The sequence below is a fragment of the Tenacibaculum sp. TB-56 genome (assembly GCF_059716275.2).
Map to the genome: position 1 here is coordinate 686,635 of NZ_CM201367.1, position 23,427 is coordinate 710,061.

The window sequence follows — 23,427 nt, forward strand, 5'->3', positions numbered from 1 at the left end:
ATATAAATGAAAAAGCCATCAAGAATTTGATGGCTTTTTCATTTATATCTTTTTAGCTTATGAAGCTGCTTTTAATTTTTTCAATGCTGATTTGGTTAATTTCGCTTCTGCATATTCTTTGGTTACACTAAATTCTTTTTCATCAGAACTTGGCATCTCGAACATTGCATCAGTTAAAATTGCTTCGCATAAAGAACGTAAACCACGAGCACCTAACTTATACTCTACTGCCTTATCAACAATAAACTGTAATGCTTCTTCCGTCATTGTAAACTCAACCTCATCCATAGCAAACAATTTAGTGTATTGCTTTACTATTGAATTTTTAGGTTCTGTTAAAATAGCTCGTAATGTTTCTGCATCTAACGGATTCATATAACTCAACACCGGCAAACGACCAATAATTTCTGGTATTAAACCAAAAGATTTTAAATCTAATGGTGTAATGTATTGCAACAAGTTATCTTGATCTATTTTATCCTCTTCAACCGAAGCGCTATATCCTACAGCTTGCATGTTTAAACGCTTACTGATAATTCTATCAATTCCAGAAAAAGCTCCTCCAGCGATGAATAAAATATCTTTGGTATTTACTTCGATAAATTTTTGTTCTGGGTGCTTTCTTCCTCCTTTAGGCGCTACGTTTACCACAGCTCCTTCCAATAGTTTTAACAACGCTTGTTGCACTCCTTCACCAGAAACATCACGTGTAATAGACGGATTATCACCTTTACGAGCAATCTTGTCTATTTCATCAATAAATACAATACCTCTTTCTGCTTTTTCAACATCATAATCAGCTGCTTGTAACAAACGACTAAGGATGCTCTCAACATCTTCTCCTACATAACCTGCTTGGGTTAAAACAGTAGCATCAACAATAGAAAACGGTACATTTAACATTTTTGCAATAGTACGCGCTACTAAGGTTTTTCCTGTTCCTGTTTCACCAACTAAAACAATGTTAGATTTTTCAATTTCTACTTCGTCTTCATCTCCTCTAGTTTGCAATAATCTTTTGTAGTGATTATATACTGCTACAGACATTGCTTTTTTGGTTTCATCTTGACCAATAATATACTCGTCTAAAAAAGCTTTGATTTCTTTCGGCTTTTTTAAAGTTAGGTCTTTTGATAAATCACTTGTTTTAAGTTCCGCTATTTCCTCCTCTACAATTCCATGAGCCTGCTCTATACATTTATCACATATATGAGCATCTAAACCTGCAATTAATAAATCGGTTTCAGGTTTTTTACGACCACAAAAGGAACATTGTAAATTTTCTTCTTTCGACATTATCTTATGCTTTAGGCATTAGGCTTTAAGGCTTTATGCAAATACTATTTTTAGCGTGTCGCATATTGCTTAGTGCTTAATGCAAAAATTATTTTCTAGTTAAAATTTCGTCAACCATTCCGTAAGCTTTTGCTTCATCGGCTTTCATCCAATAATCTCTATCAGAATCTTTGTTTACTTTTTCTATAGTTTGACCTGAGTGTTTTGCGATAATTTCATACAACTCATCTTTTAATTTTAAAATTTCACGAGCTGTAATTTCGATATCAGATGCTTGTCCTTGAGCACCTCCTAACGGTTGGTGAATCATAATACGAGAGTGTGGTAATGCTGAACGCTTTCCTTTTTCTCCTGCACACATTAATACTGCTCCCATAGAAGCTGCCATACCAGTACAAATAGTTGCTACATCTGGCTTAATAAATTGCATGGTATCGTAAATACCTAAACCAGCATACACTCCACCTCCTGGTGAGTTGATATAAATTGAAATATCTTTATTAGCATCTACACTTTCTAAGAATAATAATTGTGCTTGAATTATGTTAGCTACTTGATCGTTAATACCTGTACCTAAGAAGATAATTCTATCCATCATTAAACGAGAGAAAACATCCATTTGCGTGATGTTCATCTGACGCTCTTCCATAATGTATGGAGTTAAGCTACTTGTTATTTTTCCGTAGTAGTTGCTATTTATTCCGTGGTGCTTAGTTGCGTATTTTTCGAACTCTTTTCCGTAATCCATTTAAAATGTTTTTAGGTTATAATGATGTAAATATAAGAACTATTTCGTTAGTATTTTGTTACAGTTAACGGCTAAAAAAACCTGAATGTAGATTCAGGTTTTTCTTATTACATCAGTTATAAACTGTTATTTGTATACTTCTTTAATGAAATCTTCAAAAGAAACTTCTTTAGTATCAAAACTCATGTTTTCTTTATAGAAAGCTAATAATTTCTGAGAAATTAATTGCTCTTGTAAACGACGAGCTTCGTCTTGATTCTGTAAGATTCTCCCTGCGATATCTTCTAACTCTTTTTCTTCTGGATTCATGTTACCAAACTGAGCCATTTGAGCTCTAATAAATCCTTTAGCGTAGTCTACTAACTCTGCATAGTCTAATTTGATATCGTTATCTTTCATAATCTTTCCTTCAATTAATTGGTAACGTAATCCTTTTTCAGACTTATTGTACTCTTCTACAGCTTCTTCAGCAGTTAATTCTTTTTCTCCTGCAGTTTGTAACCACTTTTGTAAGAATTCAACTGGTAAATCAAATTTAGTATTCTCTACTAAGTTCTCAGTAATTGCGTTTAACAATTGTTGATCTGCTTGTTGTTGAAATTGCTTTTCTGCGTCTTCTTTAATTTTATCTTTTAAATCAGTTACAGTTTTTACGCTTCCGTCAGCAAATAACTTGTCAAATAATTCTTGATCTAATTCTGCTGGTTCTATCTCAGTAATTTCTTCAATAGTAAATGTTACAGGAATGTCTAAGTCGTGAACCTCATCGTGAGATACGCCTAAAGCTCCTTGTAACTTGTGCTCGTCTTCGAATAAGTTTTTAGTTTTTAACTCTAAAACATCTCCTACTTTAGCACCAACAAACTTCTTTAAGTTTGTTTTTCCTTTAATATCTTTTACAGAAATTGTAGACTTTTTGTTGATTTCTTTCTCTTCGTTTACGAAAGTACCAGTAACGTTAGTTTCTTCTGTAGCTTCGTCTTTAGCAGACATTTTTCCGTAACGAGATTGAATGTTTTCAACTTCTTTCTCGATTAACTCGTCTGTAGCAACGATGTTATATTGAGTTACTTTGTTTTTTGGTTGTAAGTTTACGTCGAACTCAGGAGCTAATCCTAATTCGAATTCAAAAGAGAATTTATCAGCATCCCAATTGAAATCTTCTTGAACTCTTGGTAATGGGTTACCTAAGATATCTAACTTTTCTTCAACTAAGAATTTATTTAACGACTCTTGTAAAAGCTTGTTTACCTCATCAATCATTACTGATTTTCCGTATTGCTTCTTAACCATTCCCATTGGTACGTGACCTTTTCTAAAACCTGGAATGTTCGCTGTTTTACGGTAATCGTTTAATACTTTTGTTACTTTATCTTGATAATCTTCTGCAACAATATCAACTTTTACAACTGCATTTAATGCATCTACGTTTTCTTTTGTTATATTCATCTTAAAAATCTGTTTCTTAAAAAATCGGGTGCAAAATTACTACTTTATTTATTGATAACCAATACTTTTAAACATAAAAATATCTACTTTTTTATCACCCTTATTTTCTAGTTTTTACTGTGTTAGGTTACTTATTCGTCTCCTTCTTTTAATAGCGAAAATAGTAACGATCTAAAAATTGACAACAACACACTGAACAAGAGCGCTGTAAAAAATCCGCTAACAGCAAATCCTGACACTAGTTTATCTGCCAATAATATAATTACTGCGTTAATTACAAACAAGAACAACCCTAGCGTGACTATAGTTGCTGGCAATGTAAAAAACACTAGTAATGGACGCACAAATAAGTTTAACAAGGCTATAACTACTGCCACAATTACTGCAGTTGTATAACTAGCCACGGTTACTCCTGGTAAAATATTTGCCAATACAATTACCACTAATGCTGTTAATAATACTTTTAAAAACGTTTTCATTTTTCTTTTTTATTTAAGTTAGTTATGAATTATAAATTTACTCTTTTTCACTGAAACTATTAACTCATAACGCTCCATTATACTTTACCACAACCATACCAAAAACAGAAACCTGCTGTTTTGGCAGGTTTAAAAACTTTGTTTTAGTTTTTGGGATTTTAATTTAACTTCGCTTTATTCTTAACCAAGACAATAAAATGCTCAGAAAACACCTAACTTCATATAATATTCTTACTGAAGAAGAAATAGACAATTTTATAAGTTTAGTCAGTTATAAAAAACTTAACAAAGGTGATTTTTTTATTCAAGAAGGAAGCACTTGCAAAGAAGTAGCTTTTATTGCCTCGGGTATTTTCAGGTCTTTTTATCATTCCTCAGACGAAAAAGAAGCTACGTATTGTTTACTATCAGAAAACTCTTTTGTTACTGCGTATTCATCGTTTATTTCTCAAACAAAAACTAACGAAAATATTCAAGCATTAACCGATGCTGAGCTATATAGCATTACCAAAGAACAATTTGTAGCGCTAGAAAACTCAAGCTCCAATTGGTTACGTCTTTTTAAAATATTTGCAGAACAAGAATATATAAATCTTGAAAACAGAATATTTGTTTTGCAAAATGAAAGCGCTGAAAACCGTTACAAAAAACTGTTAAAAACGCATCCAAACTACTTAAAAACTATCCCGTTACAGTACCTAGCTTCATATTTAGGCATAACACAACGACATTTAAGCAGAATTAGAAAATCAGTTTTTTATTAGACAATTGTCCTTTTTAAGCTTGTAAAACCAACCGTACTTTGCTTCATAATCTTAACTATAGTATGAAGCATATTTTATTAATAAACGGACACCCAGATAAAGAAAGTTTTAACCATGCACTAGCAGCTTCCTACAAAAGAGGGGCTTTAGAAACCGAAGCTGTTATTGAAGAAATAACTATCACTGACTTAAACTTCAATCCGAATCTTAAATTCGGTTACCGAAAAAGAACTGAACTTGAACCTGATTTACAAGAAGCTTTAACTAAAATTAAAAAAGCAAATCATATCGTATGGTTCTTTCCTGTTTGGTGGGCTGGTTACCCTGCCATGATGAAAGGTTTTATTGACAGGACTTTTTTACCCGGAATTACATTCCAACCTATTGAAGGAAAACCTTTTCCTGAAAAGCTTTTAAAAGGTAAAACTGCTCGACTTATCATAACTTCTGACACTCCAAGTTGGTATGATTATCTGTTTATGAAAAGACCTGCCATTAGACAATTTAAAAAAGGAACACTAGAGTTCTGTGGCATTAAACCTGTTAAAACTACTTTCTTATCAACAATTAAAAATTCAAGCCCTGAACAACGAAATAAGTGGTTAGAGAAAGTATATACCTTAGGTAAAAACCAACAGTAACTTAACTTTTTTTTTGGGTTAAAAAAATACTAGTTTATGTTAAAATTTAAATAGCTATATGCTAAAATCCTACAATTACTATTTATATATTTACATACATATCTTTATAAGATTAGAAATATGAAAAAAGTTAAAGAAGATAAAACTCTTTTGAATAAAGACATTAAAAAACTACTTCCTACAATAAATTTTCATGACACATTCTCTACCACCAATCATACAAACACAATAGAAGAAATTGTAAATTTAATTTTTAATAAACCTCCAGTTTGGGTAGACTTTTTATTTAAATTACGTAATAAAATTGCTGCTTTTTTTAATTTAAAAAACAACTACCCTGATGATTATAACGAGCGGTTTGATGTTGGCGGATATGTAAGTTTCTTTAAAATTTTTTCTATATCTAGCAATGAAGTTGTATTAGGTGCTAATGACACTCATTTAAATTTTAGAGCAATCGTACACAACAATCACGATCCTTTTTATAACATCAAAGTTATTACGTTAGTTGAATACAATAATAAAAAAGGTGAAGCATACATGAAGCTTATAAAACCTTTTCATAGGTTAGTTGTTAAGAGAATGGTTAAAAATGCTTACAACTTAAATAATTAACTTTTTGTACTTTTGAGCTATTAAAAAATAACCCTATTAAACCTGTAACCTCAATAAAAGTAACCGATTTTAATCAAAACGAAGTTAACTTACTTGAAAAGTATGCTAACAAAATTCTATTATTGTTGTTTTACAACAATGCTTGTTTAGGATGTACGGGTAGAGCTATACCACTTGCTTATCAGTTTAAGCAAGACTACAAAGATATTGAAGTTATAGGCATCCATAGTAATTTTACAAGCAACGATGTTTCTAGAGAAGATATTCTAAGCATTTTCACCATCAACGAACTTCCATTCCCAATTTACATTGATAAAAATCACAAAATGTACGATTTCTTTAACTCGGAAGGAACGCCACAATGGATATTACTAACCGCAAAAGGTGAAGTATATCGATCTATTTTTGGGTCGCAAGACAATGCCCAAAACAGATTGTACTACGCTTTAGAAAACCTAACTGAACAGTAATTATTTAGCCAGAAAATGAATAGCTTCTCTATAAAAATCTGCTGGATTTTCAGCATGTAGCCAGTGCCCAGCGTTGGCTATTGTTTTAATTTCTGAATTTGGAAAATGTGCCTGAATTAACGGCTTATCTTCTTTTGAAATATACCCTGAATTTGCTCCTCGTAAAAACAACGTTTCTCCTTCAAAAACAGTAAAAGAAGGTAACGCTACTCCTACTTCACTATTATTTTCTGTCAATGATTTTAAGTTGAAACGAAAAGCCAATTCATCTTTTGTTTTTCGGTATACATTTTTTGCTAAAAATTGACGGATTCCTTTTTCTGGAATTAACTCAGCTAATTTTTCATCAACTAACGTTCGAGAATTTTGTACGTTAAAATCTATCGAGTTTAATGCAGCTAAAATATCGTGGTGATGTGGCGGATACATTCTTGGAGAAATATCGGCAACAATTAATTTATTTACCAACTCAGGATATTCTGTAGCAAATAACATTACTGTTTTTCCTCCCATAGAATGCCCTAACAAATCTACTTTTTCTAAAGTGTGATGCTGAATGTAATTGTACAAATCACCTACCATTAACTCATAATCAAAAGCTTCGGTTTGAAAACTACGCCCGTGATTTCGTTGATCTATCAAATGTACTTCATAACCGTCTTCGGCAAACTTATTAGCATGCGATTTCCAGTTATCTCCCATACCAAAGTATCCGTGTAAAATCAGCAACGGTTTTCCTTTTCCTATTATTTTAGAATATAATACCTCCATAGTTATTGCAAACGATGTAAATACATGTTTACAACGTTTTGTAAACCTAAATACAAACTTTCAGAAATTAAAGCATGTCCGATTGATACTTCTGCTAAATGAGGAATATTTTGCTTAAAGAACTGGATATTATCTAAACTTAAATCATGGCCTGCGTTTACACCTAAACCTAATTCATGTGCTAAAATTGCTGCTTCTGTATATGGTTTCACTCCGTTGGTGTTCCCTTTTTCATATTGAACAGCAAACTCTTCTGTATATAACTCAATTCTGTCGGTTCCTGTTTTCGCTGCAGCTTCAATCAATTTTAAATCTGTATCAATAAAAATAGACGTACGGATTCCAGCATTTTTAAACTCAGCAATTACTTCTTGTAAATAAGATTGATGTGCTATCGTGTCCCATCCTGCATTTGATGTAAGTTGATCTACACTGTCAGGAACTAAAGTTACTTGCGTAGGTTTAATTTCTAACACCATTTGCGTAAACTTATCAATAGGATTTCCTTCGATATTATATTCCGTAGTAACCAACGGTTTTAAATCGTAGGCATCTTGATAACGAATATGACGCTCATCAGGTCTTGGATGTATGGTAATTCCTTCAGCTCCGAACTCCTGAATATCGGTTGCTACTTTCAATAAATCTGGTACATTTCCTCCTCTAGAATTACGAAGTGTAGCTATTTTATTAATATTAACACTTAATTTTGTCATGTTGTAAAATTAGACCACAAAGGTAACGCATTCCAACATTTTAAACTATATTCGTAGTAATGAAAATCAATGATTTTATACTAAAAGAAATTAAAGCACTCACATTAAACAGCTCTGTAAAAAGTGCTCAACAAGTGTGTAAAGACTTACCTATAACGCATATTCCAGTAGTTGAAGATGGTAAGTTAATTGGTTGCTTACCTGAAAGTGATATTCAAACTATTGAAAATAAAAACCGTACGCTAAATGAGTACACTTACATGTTTGATCACTTTTACACAAATGAAAAAGCGACTTTACTTGATTTAATCGCATTGTTTGCGGATAACGACTCTAATTTAATCCCTGTTTTAGACAAAAACTTGAATTATGTTGGTTATTATGAACTAAGTGATATTTTAGATGCTTTTGCCAACAGCCCTTTCATACATAACGAAAGTCAAACTCTAATAATAGACAAACCTAAGAGCGACTACTCTATGAGTCAAATAACTCAAATTGTAGAAACTAACAACGGAAAACTTTTAGGAGCTTATATTTCTTCTGAAAATATAGACAACATAGAAGTCACCCTTAGAATTGTTTCTGAAGAAATAAATGAAATTTTTCAAACATTTCGCCGATACGACTATAACGTTATCACACAACACGAAGACGACTTTTATCTAGAAGAGCTTAAAGATAGAGCTGCCTATTTAAGGAAATACCTAGACATGTAATTTCTAAATAAATATTTTTACAAGTGAAAAAAGTAGCTATTTACGGACAAGCTTATACTACACTAGCAGAAAAAGAAGTTAAAATTCTTTTAGATGTTTTAGAAAAACACAATATCGTTGCCTTTTTTGAGCAACAGTTTTACGATTTATTTGTTGAAAACGACTCACTATACAAAAAATACCCTACTTACTCACATTTTAATGATTTATCAAACACGTTTGATGTGATGTTCACTATTGGAGGAGATGGTACTATTTTGAGAGCCGTTACCTACATACGTGATTTGAATATCCCTATCATGGGAATTAACACTGGGCGCCTGGGTTTCCTGGCAACCATTCAAAAAGATCAAATTGAAGAAGCTATTGATTTAGTACTTAAAAAAGAATACACACTTCAAGAACGTTCATTATTACAAATAGAAACCTCTCCAAATACTGAAGATTTTTCTGAGCTCAACTTTGCATTAAACGAAGTAACGATAGCAAGAAGAAACACTACTTCGATGATAGGAATTAAAACATTCTTAAACCAAGAATATTTAACCAATTATTGGGCAGATGGTTTAATTATAGCAACCCCAACTGGCTCAACAGGATATTCATTAAGTTGCGATGGCCCCGTAATTTTACCAAACTCAAAAAGTTTTGTTATTACTCCTATTGCCCCACATAACTTGAATGCTCGTCCGATGGTTATTCCTGATGACACAGAAATACACCTTGAAGTTAGCGCCCGTGAAAAAGATTTTTTAGTCTCGTTAGACTCCCGAATTGCAACGGTTTCACAAGAAACTAAGATCAAAATTAAAAAAGCCCCTTTCACTATAAAAAGCATTTTACCTAAAAATCAATCCCATTTAAAAACCTTACGAGGTAAACTTTTATGGGGGGAAGACACAAGAAATGAAGGCTTATAACTTATACAATTACAATAAATTCACAAAAAAAAAGTTAATCAAAAAGACGGATTATTAACTTTTTAAAGCAAATTCAATTCCCTATATTTGCACGCTATTTTACAATGAGAGGACTTATTTTATCAATATTATTTGTTTGTTTAGTTGCACCTTTACAATCACAAATTCATGAAATCGGTATTTTTGCCGGTGGTTCTAATTATGTGGGGGATATAGGAAGCACAAACTACATACACCCGAATAAATTCGCTGGTGGTCTTATTTATAAGTACAATTTAAACCCTCGAATTGCACTAAGGGGTACCTACACTTACATTCCAATTTCTGGAGATGATGCCGATGCTAGCAATCCTTATCGTCAAAACAGAGGCTTCAGCTTTTCTAATAACGTACATGAATTTGCTGCTGGCGTAGAATTTAACTTTTTTGACTACAACATTAGTGATTACAGAACCACTTTTACCCCTTATATTTTAGCTGAGATCGCTGCTTTTAACTATAAAAGTCCAGGTTCTCAAACCTCAAACAACACTATTTCATTAAAAAATAAATTCTCATATACTTTACCAGTAGGTATTGGTTTAAAAGGAAGATTAGCAGATAACTTTGCTATTGCTTTTGAAGCTGGTGTGCGTTTTACATTTGAAGATGATTTAGATTACACAACAGATAAAATAAACTCATTAGATTTTGGAGGTAATGGAAATGACTGGTATACTTTTTCAGGAGTTTCTATTGTTTACACCTTCGGAAGACCACCTTGTTTCGGTGGAATAGCGGAATAACTATGAAAGAAAAATTACAGCGCATTGATTTACAAAACATACCAAACCACATTGCTATTATTATGGATGGTAATGGTAGATGGGCAAAAAGTAAAGGAATGCAACGTGTTTTTGGTCATCGAAACGCATTAACAGCCATTAGAGAAACTGCTGATACAGCTTCAGAACTAGGAGTGAAATACTTAACTCTTTACGCATTTTCTACTGAAAATTGGAATCGTCCAAAATTAGAAGTCGATGCTTTAATGAGCTTGTTAGTTACTACCTTAAAAAAAGAACTTCCTGAATTTCAACGTAAAAACGTGAAAATAAATGCTATTGGTAATTTAACTAGCTTACCTAAAAATGCTCAAAAAGTATTAGCTAATGTTATCGATGCTACAAAAAACAACACTAAAATTACGTTAACCTTTGCTTTAAGCTACGGATCGAGGGAAGAAATTGTTAACGCAATCAAAAACATAACCAAAAAAGTTGTTAATAACGAAATAGAAATTGAAAAAATTAACGATAAAATTATAAATAATCATTTATATACGTTTAATTTGCCCGATGTTGATTTAATGATACGTACAAGTGGGGAACAAAGAATCAGTAATTATTTACTTTGGCAAATAGCATATGCCGAATTACATTTTACTGATGTGCTATGGCCTGATTATAGAAAAGAGCACCTTTACGACGCTATACTTGATTATCAAAACAGAGAAAGAAGATTTGGAAAAACCAGTGAACAGATTGAAACCAATGAATAAATATTCGTATTTACTAGTATTTTTTATCACCTTTTTAACGGTGAGTACACAAGCACAAGACCTAACACCTAAAGATAGCACCGCTACAAATATTATATCCTACGAAAAAGGAAAAGAGTATATTTTAGGAGGCATAACTGTAACTGGTTTACAAAAATTTAGCGAACAAACCGTAAGAATTTATACTGGTTTAACTGAAGGACAACCTGTTAAACTACCTGGAGATAAACTTACTAGTGCCATTAAAAAGCTATACGAAAGCAAGCAATTTAGTGAAGTAGATGTATACTTATCTAAACGTGATGGAGAAACTGTTTACCTTCAATTCGATGTAACTGAACTACCTCAATTAACCGATGTTACCATTACTGGTGTAAAAAAAGCACAAGTTAAAGAGATAAAAAAAGAAACAGAATTAAAAAAAGGTACAATGGTTACCGACAACCTTATTGTAACCACTCGTAATTACATTCAAAAAAAATATACCGATAAAGGTTTCTTAAAAACAAAAGTATCTTTAGACACGAAAAAAGACACTACCGATGTTAACACCGTTAGTATGGCTATTTTTATTGATAGAGGTAATCGTGTAAAAATTAAAGAAATCAATTTTAATGGTAACCAAGCTTTATCTAATGCTACTTTAAGAGGCGCTATGAAAAACACGAAACGTAAAGTTTTTGGTCGTTTTTGGAAAGCTTCTAAATATATATTAGACGATTATAAAACAGACTTAGAAAGTATTCTTGAAAAATATAGCGAAAACGGATATCGTGATGCTCGTATTTTATCTGATAAAGTTGTGTGGAATGATGACAACACAATTAATCTTGAAATCGACTTAGAAGAAGGACGTCAATACCGCTTTAATGAAATCCTTTTCATAGGAAATAAAGAATATACCGATGAGCAATTAAATAGTTTCCTACGAATTGAAAAAGGAGATATTTACAACGGGAAAGTATTAAAAGAACGTATTTCTGGTGATGGAACTCCTAATTCTCAAGATATTCAAACCTTATACCACAACAACGGATATTTATTTTCTCAAATAAATGCTATTGAAACTAAAGTTGAGAACGACTCAATTACAGTTGAAGTTCGTATTAGAGAAGATGACCAAGCTACCATTAAAAGAGTAAGCGTTGCTGGTAACGAAAAAACAAACGATCATGTAATCTTTAGAGAATTACGTGTAAAACCAGGTGATTTGTTTAGTCGTGAAAACATTATTCGTTCTATCCGTGAAATAGGACAATTAGGATTTTTTGACACCAATGTAACTCCTGATGTAAAACCTGACTATCAAAACAAAACAGCTGATATCGAATTCTCTGTAGTTGAAAAAGGAGGAAGTCAAATTGAACTTCAAGGTGGTTATGGTGGAGGATCTTTCATTGGTACTTTAGGACTTTCTTTTAACAATTTCTCTATGAGAAATATTTTCAACAAAGAAGCTTACAAACCATTACCTATGGGAGACGGTCAAAGTTTATCACTACGTTTACAAGCTAGTAGAACTTATAACACGTATAGTTTTTCTTTTACAGAGCCTTGGTTAGGAGGTAAAACACCTCAATCGTTATCATTCTCTGTATACTTATCCAACCAATATCGTTTCGATTACACTACGTATGATGTAAATAAAGATGAAAGTTTAAGTATTATTGGAGCTTCTATTGGTTTAGGAAAACGTTTAAAGTGGCCTGATGACTATTTTACCCTTTCTCAAAACATTAGTTACCAAAGAATAGAGCTTAATAACTACGGTTATCGTGTAGGTTCTTCTAATGATATTCTTAGTGAAGGAGACTTAAACAACTTAGCTTATAGCGTTGCATTAAGCCGTAACTCTGCAGGTCCTAGTTTAATTTTCCCTACCTATGGTTCAGAGTTCACTTTACGTGCTAAAGCTACTTTCCCTTACTCTTTAGTTAACGGAAAAGATTATTCAGAACCTGAAAACCCTACACTTGAACAAAGACAAGCGTACCTAGCTGATAAATACAAGTGGTTAGAGTACTATAAAATTTCCGCTAAAGGAAAATGGTACACTGCATTAGCAAATAAATTAGTTTTAATGTCTAATTTTGAAATGGGGTACCTTGGAAAATACAATAGTGAAGTTGGTTTAACTCCTGTTGAAAGATATTTTGTCGGTGGAGATGGTATTGCGCAAGGTCAATTAGACGGTCGTGAAACTATCGGATTAAGAGGATACGAAAACAATCGTATTTCTTCTTTAGATGGTGGATCTATTTATAACAAATTTCAATTAGAGTTACGTTATTCTATTACAGATAAACCTTCAGCATCTATTTATACTTTAGGATTTTTAGAAGCAGGTAACTCTTATGACAATTTTAGCACTTTTAATCCGTTTAAGTTAAAACGTTCAGCAGGAGTTGGTGTACGTATATTTATGCCTGCATTTGGTTTATTAGGTATCGATTTCGCACATGGGTTCGATCCGTTACCAGGTTTAAGCGAAAAATCAGGTTGGCAAACGCATTTTATAATTGGAAGACAGTTCTAAAACCATACATTTGTAATGTGTCTAGGTTTTGGCACGGTTTTTTCTAAACACATTATACAAGATGAAAAAAAGTATTTTATCAATCGTTCTTTTACTTATTACAAGTATAACTGTTGCCCAGAAAAATCAACGCATTGCATATATTGATATGGAATATATTCTTCAAAATATTCCAGAATATTTAGATGCACAAAATGCACTGGATGCTAAAGTTGAAAAATGGAAAACAACATTAGATAAAGAAGCCCGTGCCATTGAGGTTTTAAAAACTGATCTCTCTAACGAAAAAGCAATTCTAACCAAAGAATTGATAGAAGAGCGTGAAGAAGATATAACCATTAAACAAGAATCTTTGCGAAGGTTAGAATCTTTATACTTTGGTCCGAATGGAGATATGTACAATTTAAGAAAGCAATTAATTAAACCCGTACAAGACCAAGTATACAATGCAGTACAAACAATAGCTTCTCGAAAACAATACGATTTCGTTTTCGATAAATCAAGTGAATTGGTTATGCTTTATTCAAACAAAAAACACGATATTAGCGACCTTGTTGTGCAAATGATTAGTATTGATCAGAAAAGACAAGCTAAGGAAGATAAAATAGAAGCTAGAAAAGCATTACTTAAAAATGATAATTTGAGTGATGAACAAAAAGAAAAAATAAAGCTTCGAGAAGATTTACAAAAAAAGAGAGAAGAAGACAGGCTTGCTAAAATTAAACAAATTGAAGAAAAAAGGCAAGAACGCTTAAAAGAAAGAGCAGACAAAAGAAAATTATTACAAGAAAAAAGAGCTGCATTATTAAAAGCTCAAGAAGAAGCTAAAAAGAAAAAAGAACAAGAAAATCAAGAAGAGAACAAATAAATCAAGAATAAAGAACATTAATTAAATTAAAACAAAGATGAAACATTTAAAAACGTTATTATTAGTTGCAATTTTTACTGTTGGATTAGGTGGTGTGGCAAATGCGCAAAAAACTGCACATATTAACACAGATAAATTATTAGCTGAAATGCCTGCAACAAAAGCTATGAAAGCAGAGTTAGAAAAGCTAAACAAAACATACCGTGACGACATTGAAACTATGTACAAAAAACTAGAGGCTAAGATTAAAAAATACGAAGCTGAAGGTAAGAGTCAAACTCAAGAAGAAAACCAAAAAAGAGCTATTGAAGTTCAACAAGACAGACAAAAGATAGCGCAAGCTGAGCAAGCTGCAGGTCAAGAAATGCAAAAAAAGTACCAAGAAAAAACGATTCCTATCTTACAAAAAGCTGAAGATGCTATTAAAGCTGTAGCTGCTGAAAAAGGAATTATCTATGTTTTTGATGCTGCTCCAGGTAAAGGTTTAATCGTTTACGAAAAAGGAGAAGATATTTACGACGCTGTAAAATCTAAATTAGGTTTCTAAGAAACAACAAATATTTTATAAAAAAATCCTGCTGAAAACAGCAGGATTTTTATTTTTGTTATACTATGAATAGCACACAAAAACCTATTGGTATTTTTGACTCTGGTATAGGAGGTACTTCTATTTGGAAAGAGATTCATCAACTCTTACCAAATGAAAATACTATATACCTTTCTGACAGTAAGAATGCCCCTTACGGTCAAAAGTCAACGCAAGAAATTGTTGACCTGTCTGTTAAAAACACAGAGTTTTTAATAAAAAAAGGAGCCAAAATTATTGTGGTTGCTTGTAACACCGCTACTACCAATGCTATTCAATATTTAAGAGCAAATTATGATATTCCCTTTATAGGAATTGAGCCAGCAATTAAACCAGCTTCTTTAAAAACAAAAACAGGCACTATTGGAATATTAGCTACTAAAGGAACACTAAACAGTGCTTTATTTGAAAAAACGACCTCAAAATTAAGTGATCAAATTACCATAATAGAACAAGTTGGTGAAGGTTTAGTTGAGTTGATTGAAAATGGAAAAATGGAATCTGAAGAAATGACTTCTTTGCTAGAAAAGTACATCAATCCAATGCTAGAAAAAAAATGTGACTACATCGTTTTAGGATGTACTCATTACCCTTATTTGCTTCCTCAAATACGAAAAATAACTGGTGAAAATATCCAAATTATAGATTCTGGTGAAGCTGTGGCAAAACAGGTTAAAAATGTGCTCTCTCAACAAAACCTTGTTAATAATAGCACTAACCAGTCATCAAATATCTTCTACATTAATAAAGATAAATCTGTTTTAAAAAATATCCTTAAAGATTACAAAAACAGTAATATTGACTATTTAGATTTTTAATACGTAAAACTTCCGTTGATATTCGGACACGCTGCCGCTCTTCTTTTTGTACAGAAAAGATTTAGTCCTAAAGACAATTGGTGAAATCCTCCATTCGAAAAGACTATATCTCCTGTTTGTTGCGTGTATGTATAAGCAAACATCCAGTTTTTATAATTCACACCTGCAATAGGAGTTATGTATTGAGAATTTCCAAAAATGCTACTATCAAAGCTTCTTCTATACGATAACGCTGCCCACAATTGCATGTTTTCAAGAGTTTTATATACCTTGAAGTTTATATCTCCTATTTTCTCTTGAGTTTGTTCTTTATATTGAAACATAAAAGACGGCTCAAATTGTAGCTTTTCTCTATCTCCAAAGAAATAGCCTCCTCCTAAAATATAATTTCTAAGATTTGGTGATTCAAAATTGGAATCCAAGTTATTTTTTGCTGATAAAAAGATATTTTTTATGGTAAAATAAGATGACAATCCATTCTTATGATATGCCATACCAAAATCTGCATTAAAATAGAAATCACTTTCAATTACCTGATTAACCGCAGGATCATTTATAAAAGTTCGTTGATCTCTTTCATTTTGAACTACAGAAAACGATAATCCAAATGACAACTGGTTAAACAAATTTTCATTCCCCATATCTATATGATAAGCATAGGTACCTTGAATTCCTTTTTGTGAATGATATCCATTTTTATCGTTAAAAAGAATAACACCTAAACCTGTATTGGAATATTCTCCTAATTTGGTATGAAAACTAGCTGTTTGTAACGAAGGAGCATTATCTACTCCTAACCATTGTTGACGAGCTGTCAAACGTATTTTACCACAATCGCCTATTCCAGCTGCAGCAGGATGCAATAAATACACATTATCTGATAAATAATCGGCATAAATAGGTAATGTTTCCTGTGCAGTAACTACAGAAGACATTAATGAAACTAACAATGTTAAATAAGCAATTCTTTTACTAAGAAACATAACTTGATGATAAAAACATCAAATATAGTTAAGAGGCATTAAAATTTATGTTAATTTTTAAAATATCATTATTTTGAGTTTACAAAAACTCATTTTCATCAGTTATTCTTTCTAAATATTGATGGACTCATACTTTTTACCTCTTTAAATTTTCGATTAAAATTAGACAGATTGTTAAATCCACACTGATACGCTATTTCACTAATCGCCATACTTTTATCAGAACTTAATAGTTTGCAAGCATTTTCAATACGCAATTCATTTAAAAAAGTAAAGTAGGTTTTGTTTGTTCGTTGCTTAAAATATCGACAAAAGGCATTGGGAGTCATGTTGGCTTTTTCAGAGATTTCATATAAATCGATATTTTTATTAAAATGATTTATGGTAAAATCCATAATGTCTCGCATACGCTTTCCTTCATTATCAGTATATTTTTTAGGGTAAATAAAACTTGCCAGTTCTTTGGTTTCAGCATCAATAATTATTTTTAAAATTTGAAGTAAACCTATAAAACGTTCTAGATTGGTTGCCTTTTGTAAACTCAGGAATAAATTAATCACTTCTTCCTTATATGTTGAAAGTTTAAATCCTATTACAGATTTTTCAAAAAAAGGAATTAACTCTATAAAATCATCTAGCAGAAAAAAATCCTTCCCAAAAGAATCTTTTGTAAAAAACAATGAAATCATAAAAGACTCATTTATTTTTGAAGCATCGCTTTTAAAAACATGCGGTAAATTACTCCCAAGTACTAAAACATCTCCAGACTCATATTTATTAATTGTATCACCTACAATTAAAGTCCCTTCTCCTTTGACAATAACACACAATTGTATTTCTTCATGCTGATGTAATTTATCATAAAAATATTGCTCACAATCTTCCTGATAAATCAATCCTATATTATGAGTTTTGGGTATTTGAAATGGTAAAACTTTCATTAATAATTTTCTTATTTATTTTCAAAAATATGCAAATACTATTAACCAAACACTAAAAATAAACAAAAAAAGATAATATAATATTACTATAAGATAATTTGACGTTAAAAGAAACTTCCTATTCCTTATAACTTTGCATAAAAAACAATATTACCATGAGTATAAATTGGAAAGGTGTGATGCCTGCAGTAACTACAAAGTTTACAAATGAAGACACTTTAGACTTACACATGTTTGAAGTTAACATTAAAGCACAACTAGAAGCTGGTGTACACGGAATTGTCTTAGGAGGTACCTTAGGAGAAGCCAGTACTTTATCTGACGACGAAAAAAGAACATTGACTAAAACCACGGCTCAATTAGTTAACAATCAAGTTCCTGTTTTAATAAATATAGCTGAACAAACTACCAAAGGAGCTATTGAAGCAGCCCAAAAAGCGGAAGAAGATGGAGCCAACGGTTTAATGATGCTCCCTCCTATGCGCTATAAATCTGGTGACAGAGAAACTGTTGAGTACTTTAAAGCTGTGGCTAACAATACATCACTTCCTATTATGGTGTATAACAACCCTGTAGATTATAAGATTGAAGTTACTTTAGACATGTTTGAAGAACTACTAAAATGTGACAACATTGAAGCTGTAAAAGAATCTACCAGAGATACCACAAATATTACTAGAATTAAAAATCGTTTTGGCGATCGTTTAAAAATTATGACAGGTGTTGACACCATTGCTTTAGAAAGTTTACTGATGGGTGCTGATGGTTGGATAGCTGGTTTAGTTTGTGCTTTTCCAAGAGAAACAGTAGCTATTTATGAATTACAAAAAGCAGGCCGTATACAAGAAGCATTAGAAATTTATCGTTGGTTTTTACCATTGTTAGAATTAGATATAAATCCTAAATTAGTACAAAATATTAAGTTAGCAGAAGTAGCTACAGGTATTGGAACTGAAAATGTGCGAGCACCTCGATTACCTTTAATAGGTGAAGAACGTAAACATGTTTTAAACGTGATAGAAACTGGATTAAAAAACAGACCTACATTACCTAATTATAAAGCATTAGCTACTCACTAAGTAAACCATTTTCTCATTATATATGATTACAGGAAAAAACTATATAGGAAATCAATTATCGGCCTCAGGAACAACAACCTACAAAACATTCAACCCTGAATTAAATCGGGAAAATGATACTGTTTTTACTGAAGCTACTTCCGAAGAAATTGATAACGCCGTAAATCTAGCTTCTGAAGCATTTAAAACATACAGAACTGTTTCTGGAAAAAGAAAAGCTGAATTTTTAAATGCCATTGCTGATGAAATTTTAGCTCTAGATGAAGAGTTAATTCAAACCTATTGCTCTGAATCTGGTTTACCAGAAGGACGCGCTAAAGGAGAACGAGGCAGAACTGTATTTCAACTCCGCTCTTTTACTGATTTAGTTTCAGAAGGTTCATGGGTAGACGCTACTATTGACACTGCTATTCCAGATAGAGAACCACTACCTAAATCAGATATTCGCAAACTAAATATTCCTTTACGGACCTGTAGTTGTTTTCGGAGCAAGTAATTTCCCTCTTGCCTATTCTACTGCTGGTGGTGATACTGCTGCGGCTTTAGCTGCTGGTTGTCCTGTGATAGTAAAATCGCACCCTATGCATGCAGGTACGGGTGAACTTATTGCTTCAGCTATAATTAAAGCTGCAGAAAAAACAGGAATGCCAAACGGTGTTTTTTCTAATTTAAATTCAAGTGATATAGAAGTAGGGCAACAATTAGTTTCTCATCCAAAAGTAAAAGCTGTTGGTTTTACCGGAAGTATTCGAGGAGGTAGAGCTTTATTAGACTTAGCTGCTAAACGTGAAGAACCTATTCCTGTTTTTGCTGAAATGGGAAGTATCAATCCAGTTATACTATTACCAAAAGCATTAGAAAATAATGCTGATATTTTGGCTACCACTTATGCAAATTCTATTACTTTAGGTACTGGACAATTTTGTACCAATCCTGGATTAATTCTAGGAATAAAAAGCAATGGTTTAACTAATTTTGTCAATTCTTTAGCTGATAAAATTGTAGAAATTAATCCATCTTGTATGCTACATCCTAATATTATAGGTGCTTATGAGAACAACAAAACCAAGGCGATTTCACAACAAGGAATTACCATTGTTGCAAACTACGTTAAAGAAGTACAAGCTAACTATGCTACTCAAATTGTAACTACAGTTGAAGGAAAAACATTTTTAGAAAACCCAACTTTGCATCAAGAGGTGTTTGGACCTTATTCTATAGTAGTGCAATGTGAAAATAAAGAGCAATTAGAAGAAATTATTTCTAGCTTAGAAGGACAACTTACAGGAACGGTAATTTCTGATGATAATGAAGCAGCCAATTATCCAACAATAATTGACGCTTTACAAAATAGAGTTGGAAGAATTATTTTCAACGGAGTTCCAACTGGTGTAGAAGTTTGTCCGTCAATGGTTCACGGATGAACCTTATCCAGCATCAACAGACAGTCGATTTACCGCTGTTGGGGTTAATTCAATTAAACGTTGGGTACGACCATTTAGTTATCAAGATTGGCCCAACAATTTATTACCCGATGAATTAAAGAATGAGAACCCTTTACAAATTTTACGCTCCGTAAACGGTATACTCACAAAAGAACAAGTGATATAATAAACTTTCAATAATTTCTTTAGAAAACATACAAACTGCGATTCAATTTAGTATGAGAAAAACTTTTTTTTGCGTTGATGCACACACTTGCGGAAATCCTGTAAGAGTTGTTGCAGGTGGTGGCCCTAACTTAATTGGAGCCAATATGAGCGAAAAACGTCAACATTTTTTAAAAGAATACGACTGGATTCGAAAAGGGTTAATGTTTGAACCTCGCGGACATGATATGATGAGCGGTTCCATCTTATTTTCTCCTCATAATCCAGAAAACGATTTTGCTATTTTATTTATTGAAACTTCTGGATGTTTACCCATGTGTGGTCATGGAACAATTGGAACTATTACCATAGCTATCGAAGAAGGACTGGTAACACCAAAAATTCCAGGGAAAATAAAAATGGAAGCTCCTGCAGGTTTGGTCGAAATAGAGTACCAACAAATTGGTAAAAAAGTAGATTGGGTTCGTTTAACAAATGTTAAAAGTTACTTAGCAGCAGAAGGTTTAACTGTCGATTGCCCTGAACTAGGAGAAATCACTTTTGATGTTTCTTATGGAGGAAACTACTATGCTATTGTAGATCCTCAAAAAAACTTCTCGGGAGTACACAATATTACTGCTTCTAAAATTATACAATACTCTCAAGTTGTACGAGATCGAATCAATGAAAAATACCCGAACATGTTTATTCATCCTGAAAATGACACCATCAGGGATGTAACGCATATGCTGTGGACAGGTAATCCTATTGATCCAACATCATCAGGTAGAAATGCTGTTTTTTATGGTGATAAAGCGATTGACAGAAGCCCATGTGGTACAGGAACCTCAGCTCGTTTAGCGCAACTATATGCTAAAGGAAAGTTACAACTTGGCGAAGAATTTATTCACGAAAGTTTCATTGGAAGTAAGTTTATAGGCCGTGTTGAAAAAGAAACTACCTTAGATGGTAAACAAGCTATTATTCCGAGTATTCAAGGATGGGCAAAAGTGTATGGATATAATAACATTGTTATTGATGATGAAGATGATCCATACGCACATGGTTTTCAAGTAATTTGATTCAATGAGTGAATGATTCAATGATAAAATGATTCGATGAGTTATAAAATGAGACATTAAACCCAAAAATTAAATCATTAACTCATTTTATCATTAATTTAGTAAGTCATTAATTAAAAGTGCTATGAATAAATCGGATTTTATAGAAAGTATTAAAAATAGAACTAAACAATTAGCTGTGAATACTATTTTGCTTTATAACCAAATTCAAAAAACAGACGCTACAAGAGTAATAGGCAAACAATTAATTCGCTCAGTAACTTCTACCGCTGCAAATTATAGAGCTGCGTGTATTGCTCGTTCTCAAAAAGAATTCTTTGCAAAAATGTCAATAGTGTCTGAAGAAGCTGACGAAACCTTGTTTTGGTTAGAACTATTACAAGATACAAAACTTGCTTCAGAAGAACAATTAAAGCCTTTAATGATAGAAGCCTTAGAAATAGCTAAAATTGTTTCAAAAGCACGAAAAAATTCAAAAACCAATTAACCACCAACTCATTAATTCATTAACTAATTAAATCATTTGCTCATTGAAACATTGTATAGTTATCGGCGGAGGAATCATCGGTTTATGTTCTGCATATTATTTACACAAAGAAGGGTACAAAGTTACTGTGATTGATAAATCTGATTTTTCATCAGGTGCATCATATGTGAATGCTGGGATTATTACTCCTAGTCATATTATTTCTTTAGCAGCTCCAGGAATGATTAATAAAGGTATTAAATGGATGCTGAGTTCAACCAGTCCTTTTTCAATAAAACCTCGTTTAGAATACGATTTTTTACAATGGACATGGCTATTCAAAAAATCAGCAACACCCAAAAAAGTAGCTAGCTCTATCCCTGTTATTAAAAACATCAATCTGTTTAGTAGAGATTTGTATGAAGAATTAAAAGCTTCCAACGATTTCGATTTTCATTACCAACACAAAGGTTTAATGATGTATTATAAAACCGATAAAATGGGTGAAGAAGAATGGAATATTGGGAAACTTGCTATAAAAGAAGGATTAAAAGTTGAACATCTTACAAAGGAAGAAATTCAAAAACTAGAACCTAATGTAGACTTGAACATTAAAGGCGCTGTATATTATCATTCTGATGCACATATGACTCCGAATGAATTTATGCTAAAAATGAAATCTTATTTAGAGGACAATGGTGTGACTTTCTTAGCAAACGAGGAGGTCATAGATTTTCAAATTTCAGAAGGAAAAATAAAATCAATCAACACAAAAAACAATACTATTACAGCTGATGAGTTTGTGCTTACAACAGGATCTTGGACACAAAAACTAGCTAAAAAACTGGGAATAACCATTCCTGTACAAGCAGGAAAAGGCTATCGAATTAATGTAAAAAAAGAAACAGGCATTCACATTCCTGCCATTTTAACTGAAGCTAAAGTTGCTGTAACGCCTATGAATGGTTTTACGCGTTTTGGTGGTACTATGGAAATTGCTGGTATTAATAGTCAAATTAATACTAAAAGAGTTAATACTATTGCGAATGCTGCTGAGAGTTATTATAACGGGCTACAAATTAATCAACAAGAAAGAAAGGATATAGAAAGTGGTTTACGTCCTTGTTCTCCTGATGGTTTACCATATATTGGCAGACTTTCAAAAATTAAAAATGCAACAATAGCTGCTGGACATGCTATGATGGGATGGAGCTTAGGACCTGCCACAGGGAAATTAGTTTCTGAAATTATTTCACATAAAAAAACAAGTACAGATCTCACTCCTTTTCATGTTGAACGTTTTTCATAAAAAAAACTCAAGAGCTACAAACTCTTGAGTTTTTAAAACAAC

25 protein-coding genes and 1 pseudogene are annotated in these 23,427 nt (G+C 32.3%); 18 read left to right on the forward strand and 8 right to left on the reverse strand.

The genetic code is table 11. From position 1 onward, the window contains the following. Nucleotides 1-57 precede the first annotated feature (57 nt). From clpX to AC3VI6_RS03335, 4 genes are all read right to left on the reverse strand, one after another. Nucleotides 58-1,296 (reverse strand): ATP-dependent Clp protease ATP-binding subunit ClpX, encoded by a 1,239-nt coding sequence (gene clpX, locus AC3VI6_RS03320; protein WP_497705160.1) that lies wholly within the window; start codon nucleotides 1,294-1,296, stop codon nucleotides 58-60. A gap of 88 nt (nucleotides 1,297-1,384) precedes the next feature. Further along, nucleotides 1,385-2,044 (reverse strand): ATP-dependent Clp endopeptidase proteolytic subunit ClpP, encoded by a 660-nt coding sequence (clpP, locus tag AC3VI6_RS03325; RefSeq protein WP_435255542.1) that lies wholly within the window; start codon nucleotides 2,042-2,044, stop codon nucleotides 1,385-1,387. A 126-nt stretch (nucleotides 2,045-2,170) separates the two neighbouring features. After that, nucleotides 2,171-3,493, reverse strand: a complete 1,323-nt coding sequence (tig, locus tag AC3VI6_RS03330) for a trigger factor (protein ID WP_274633258.1) — start codon at nucleotides 3,491-3,493, stop codon at nucleotides 2,171-2,173. Nucleotides 3,494-3,624: 131 nt separating this feature from the next. Beyond that, nucleotides 3,625-3,972 carry a phage holin family protein gene (locus AC3VI6_RS03335; RefSeq protein WP_497667073.1) on the reverse strand — a complete coding sequence of 116 codons (348 nt, stop codon included), beginning with the start codon at nucleotides 3,970-3,972 and terminating at the stop codon, nucleotides 3,625-3,627. 197 nt (nucleotides 3,973-4,169) lie between these two features. Here AC3VI6_RS03335 and AC3VI6_RS03340 point away from each other — a divergent pair, with 197 nt between their 5' ends. From AC3VI6_RS03340 to AC3VI6_RS03355, 4 genes are all read left to right on the forward strand, one after another. After that, nucleotides 4,170-4,736, forward strand: coding sequence for a Crp/Fnr family transcriptional regulator (locus AC3VI6_RS03340; protein WP_497705161.1), 567 nt, complete (start codon nucleotides 4,170-4,172; stop codon nucleotides 4,734-4,736). A 62-nt stretch (nucleotides 4,737-4,798) separates the two neighbouring features. After that, nucleotides 4,799-5,377: an NAD(P)H-dependent oxidoreductase gene (locus tag AC3VI6_RS03345; RefSeq protein ID WP_497705162.1), complete on the forward strand. Its 579-nt coding sequence runs from the start codon at nucleotides 4,799-4,801 to the stop codon at nucleotides 5,375-5,377. A gap of 120 nt (nucleotides 5,378-5,497) precedes the next feature. Next, nucleotides 5,498-5,992 carry a DUF2867 domain-containing protein gene (locus AC3VI6_RS03350; protein ID WP_497705163.1) on the forward strand — a complete coding sequence of 165 codons (495 nt, stop codon included), beginning with the start codon at nucleotides 5,498-5,500 and terminating at the stop codon, nucleotides 5,990-5,992. A gap of 53 nt (nucleotides 5,993-6,045) precedes the next feature. Next, complete coding sequence (locus AC3VI6_RS03355) at nucleotides 6,046-6,462, forward strand: TlpA family protein disulfide reductase (protein WP_274633378.1); 417 nt, start codon at nucleotides 6,046-6,048, stop codon at nucleotides 6,460-6,462. Here the strand turns inward: AC3VI6_RS03355 and AC3VI6_RS03360 are convergent, their stop codons facing one another. Then, complete coding sequence (locus AC3VI6_RS03360; protein WP_497705164.1) at nucleotides 6,463-7,233, reverse strand: alpha/beta fold hydrolase; 771 nt, start codon at nucleotides 7,231-7,233, stop codon at nucleotides 6,463-6,465. 2 nt (nucleotides 7,234-7,235) lie between these two features. Continuing rightward, entirely contained in the window at nucleotides 7,236-7,949 is a 714-nt protein-coding gene (locus AC3VI6_RS03365) for a pyridoxine 5'-phosphate synthase (RefSeq protein ID WP_274633264.1), read from the reverse strand. A 59-nt stretch (nucleotides 7,950-8,008) separates the two neighbouring features. Between AC3VI6_RS03365 and AC3VI6_RS03370 the strand changes: the two genes are divergently transcribed. The 9 genes from AC3VI6_RS03370 (at nucleotide 8,009) to murI (ending at nucleotide 15,936) form a co-directional block, all read left to right on the forward strand. After that, a complete protein-coding gene (locus AC3VI6_RS03370) occupies nucleotides 8,009-8,668 on the forward strand; it encodes a CBS domain-containing protein (protein ID WP_497705165.1) in 660 nt (219 codons plus the stop codon). Between the two features lie 23 nt (nucleotides 8,669-8,691). Beyond that, nucleotides 8,692-9,588, forward strand: a complete 897-nt coding sequence (locus AC3VI6_RS03375; protein ID WP_497705166.1) for an NAD kinase — start codon at nucleotides 8,692-8,694, stop codon at nucleotides 9,586-9,588. A gap of 104 nt (nucleotides 9,589-9,692) precedes the next feature. Then, nucleotides 9,693-10,373, forward strand: a complete 681-nt coding sequence (gene porG, locus AC3VI6_RS03380; RefSeq protein WP_299001400.1) for a type IX secretion system protein PorG — start codon at nucleotides 9,693-9,695, stop codon at nucleotides 10,371-10,373. Between the two features lie 2 nt (nucleotides 10,374-10,375). Beyond that, the gene (gene uppS / locus AC3VI6_RS03385) at nucleotides 10,376-11,128 is read left to right on the forward strand and encodes an undecaprenyl pyrophosphate synthase (RefSeq protein ID WP_274633267.1); all 753 of its coding nucleotides are present in this window, start codon (nucleotides 10,376-10,378) and stop codon (nucleotides 11,126-11,128) included. Continuing rightward, a complete protein-coding gene (bamA, locus tag AC3VI6_RS03390; protein ID WP_497705167.1) occupies nucleotides 11,121-13,664 on the forward strand; it encodes an outer membrane protein assembly factor BamA in 2,544 nt (847 codons plus the stop codon). Before uppS ends, bamA begins: the two co-directional genes overlap by 8 nt. 15 nt (nucleotides 13,665-13,679) lie before the next feature. Next, nucleotides 13,680-13,811: a hypothetical protein gene (locus tag AC3VI6_RS03395; RefSeq protein WP_497705168.1), complete on the forward strand. Its 132-nt coding sequence runs from the start codon at nucleotides 13,680-13,682 to the stop codon at nucleotides 13,809-13,811. Next, nucleotides 13,771-14,532: an OmpH/Skp family outer membrane protein gene (locus AC3VI6_RS03400; RefSeq protein WP_497706566.1), complete on the forward strand. Its 762-nt coding sequence runs from the start codon at nucleotides 13,771-13,773 to the stop codon at nucleotides 14,530-14,532. Before AC3VI6_RS03395 ends, AC3VI6_RS03400 begins: the two co-directional genes overlap by 41 nt. Before the next feature lie 37 nt (nucleotides 14,533-14,569). Further along, the gene (locus AC3VI6_RS03405; RefSeq protein ID WP_274633270.1) at nucleotides 14,570-15,079 is read left to right on the forward strand and encodes an OmpH/Skp family outer membrane protein; all 510 of its coding nucleotides are present in this window, start codon (nucleotides 14,570-14,572) and stop codon (nucleotides 15,077-15,079) included. 65 nt (nucleotides 15,080-15,144) lie between these two features. After that, on the forward strand, nucleotides 15,145-15,936 hold the full coding sequence (murI, locus tag AC3VI6_RS03410) for a glutamate racemase (RefSeq protein ID WP_497705169.1): 792 nt from the start codon (nucleotides 15,145-15,147) through the stop codon (nucleotides 15,934-15,936). On the opposite strand, the gene AC3VI6_RS03415 is transcribed toward murI, so the two are convergent. Both AC3VI6_RS03415 and AC3VI6_RS03420 read right to left on the reverse strand, forming a co-directional pair. Next, on the reverse strand, nucleotides 15,933-16,919 hold the full coding sequence (locus AC3VI6_RS03415; protein WP_497705170.1) for a PorP/SprF family type IX secretion system membrane protein: 987 nt from the start codon (nucleotides 16,917-16,919) through the stop codon (nucleotides 15,933-15,935). The two genes, murI and AC3VI6_RS03415, sit on opposite strands and share 4 nt — an antisense overlap. 98 nt (nucleotides 16,920-17,017) lie before the next feature. After that, the gene (locus tag AC3VI6_RS03420; RefSeq protein WP_497705171.1) at nucleotides 17,018-17,860 is read right to left on the reverse strand and encodes an AraC family transcriptional regulator; all 843 of its coding nucleotides are present in this window, start codon (nucleotides 17,858-17,860) and stop codon (nucleotides 17,018-17,020) included. A 155-nt stretch (nucleotides 17,861-18,015) separates the two neighbouring features. On the opposite strand from AC3VI6_RS03420, the gene AC3VI6_RS03425 reads away from it, so the two are divergent. From AC3VI6_RS03425 to AC3VI6_RS03445, 5 genes and pseudogenes are all read left to right on the forward strand, one after another. Continuing rightward, on the forward strand, nucleotides 18,016-18,939 hold the full coding sequence (locus tag AC3VI6_RS03425) for a dihydrodipicolinate synthase family protein (protein WP_497705172.1): 924 nt from the start codon (nucleotides 18,016-18,018) through the stop codon (nucleotides 18,937-18,939). A gap of 22 nt (nucleotides 18,940-18,961) precedes the next feature. Then, nucleotides 18,962-20,550, forward strand: a pseudogene (locus tag AC3VI6_RS03430) (aldehyde dehydrogenase (NADP(+))). Nucleotides 20,551-20,602: 52 nt separating this feature from the next. Beyond that, a complete protein-coding gene (locus AC3VI6_RS03435) occupies nucleotides 20,603-21,610 on the forward strand; it encodes a 4-hydroxyproline epimerase (protein WP_497705173.1) in 1,008 nt (335 codons plus the stop codon). A 124-nt stretch (nucleotides 21,611-21,734) separates the two neighbouring features. After that, entirely contained in the window at nucleotides 21,735-22,097 is a 363-nt protein-coding gene (locus AC3VI6_RS03440; RefSeq protein WP_497705174.1) for a four helix bundle protein, read from the forward strand. A 43-nt stretch (nucleotides 22,098-22,140) separates the two neighbouring features. Then, the gene (locus tag AC3VI6_RS03445) at nucleotides 22,141-23,385 is read left to right on the forward strand and encodes an NAD(P)/FAD-dependent oxidoreductase (RefSeq protein ID WP_497705175.1); all 1,245 of its coding nucleotides are present in this window, start codon (nucleotides 22,141-22,143) and stop codon (nucleotides 23,383-23,385) included. Nucleotides 23,386-23,427: the final 42 nt, after the last annotated feature.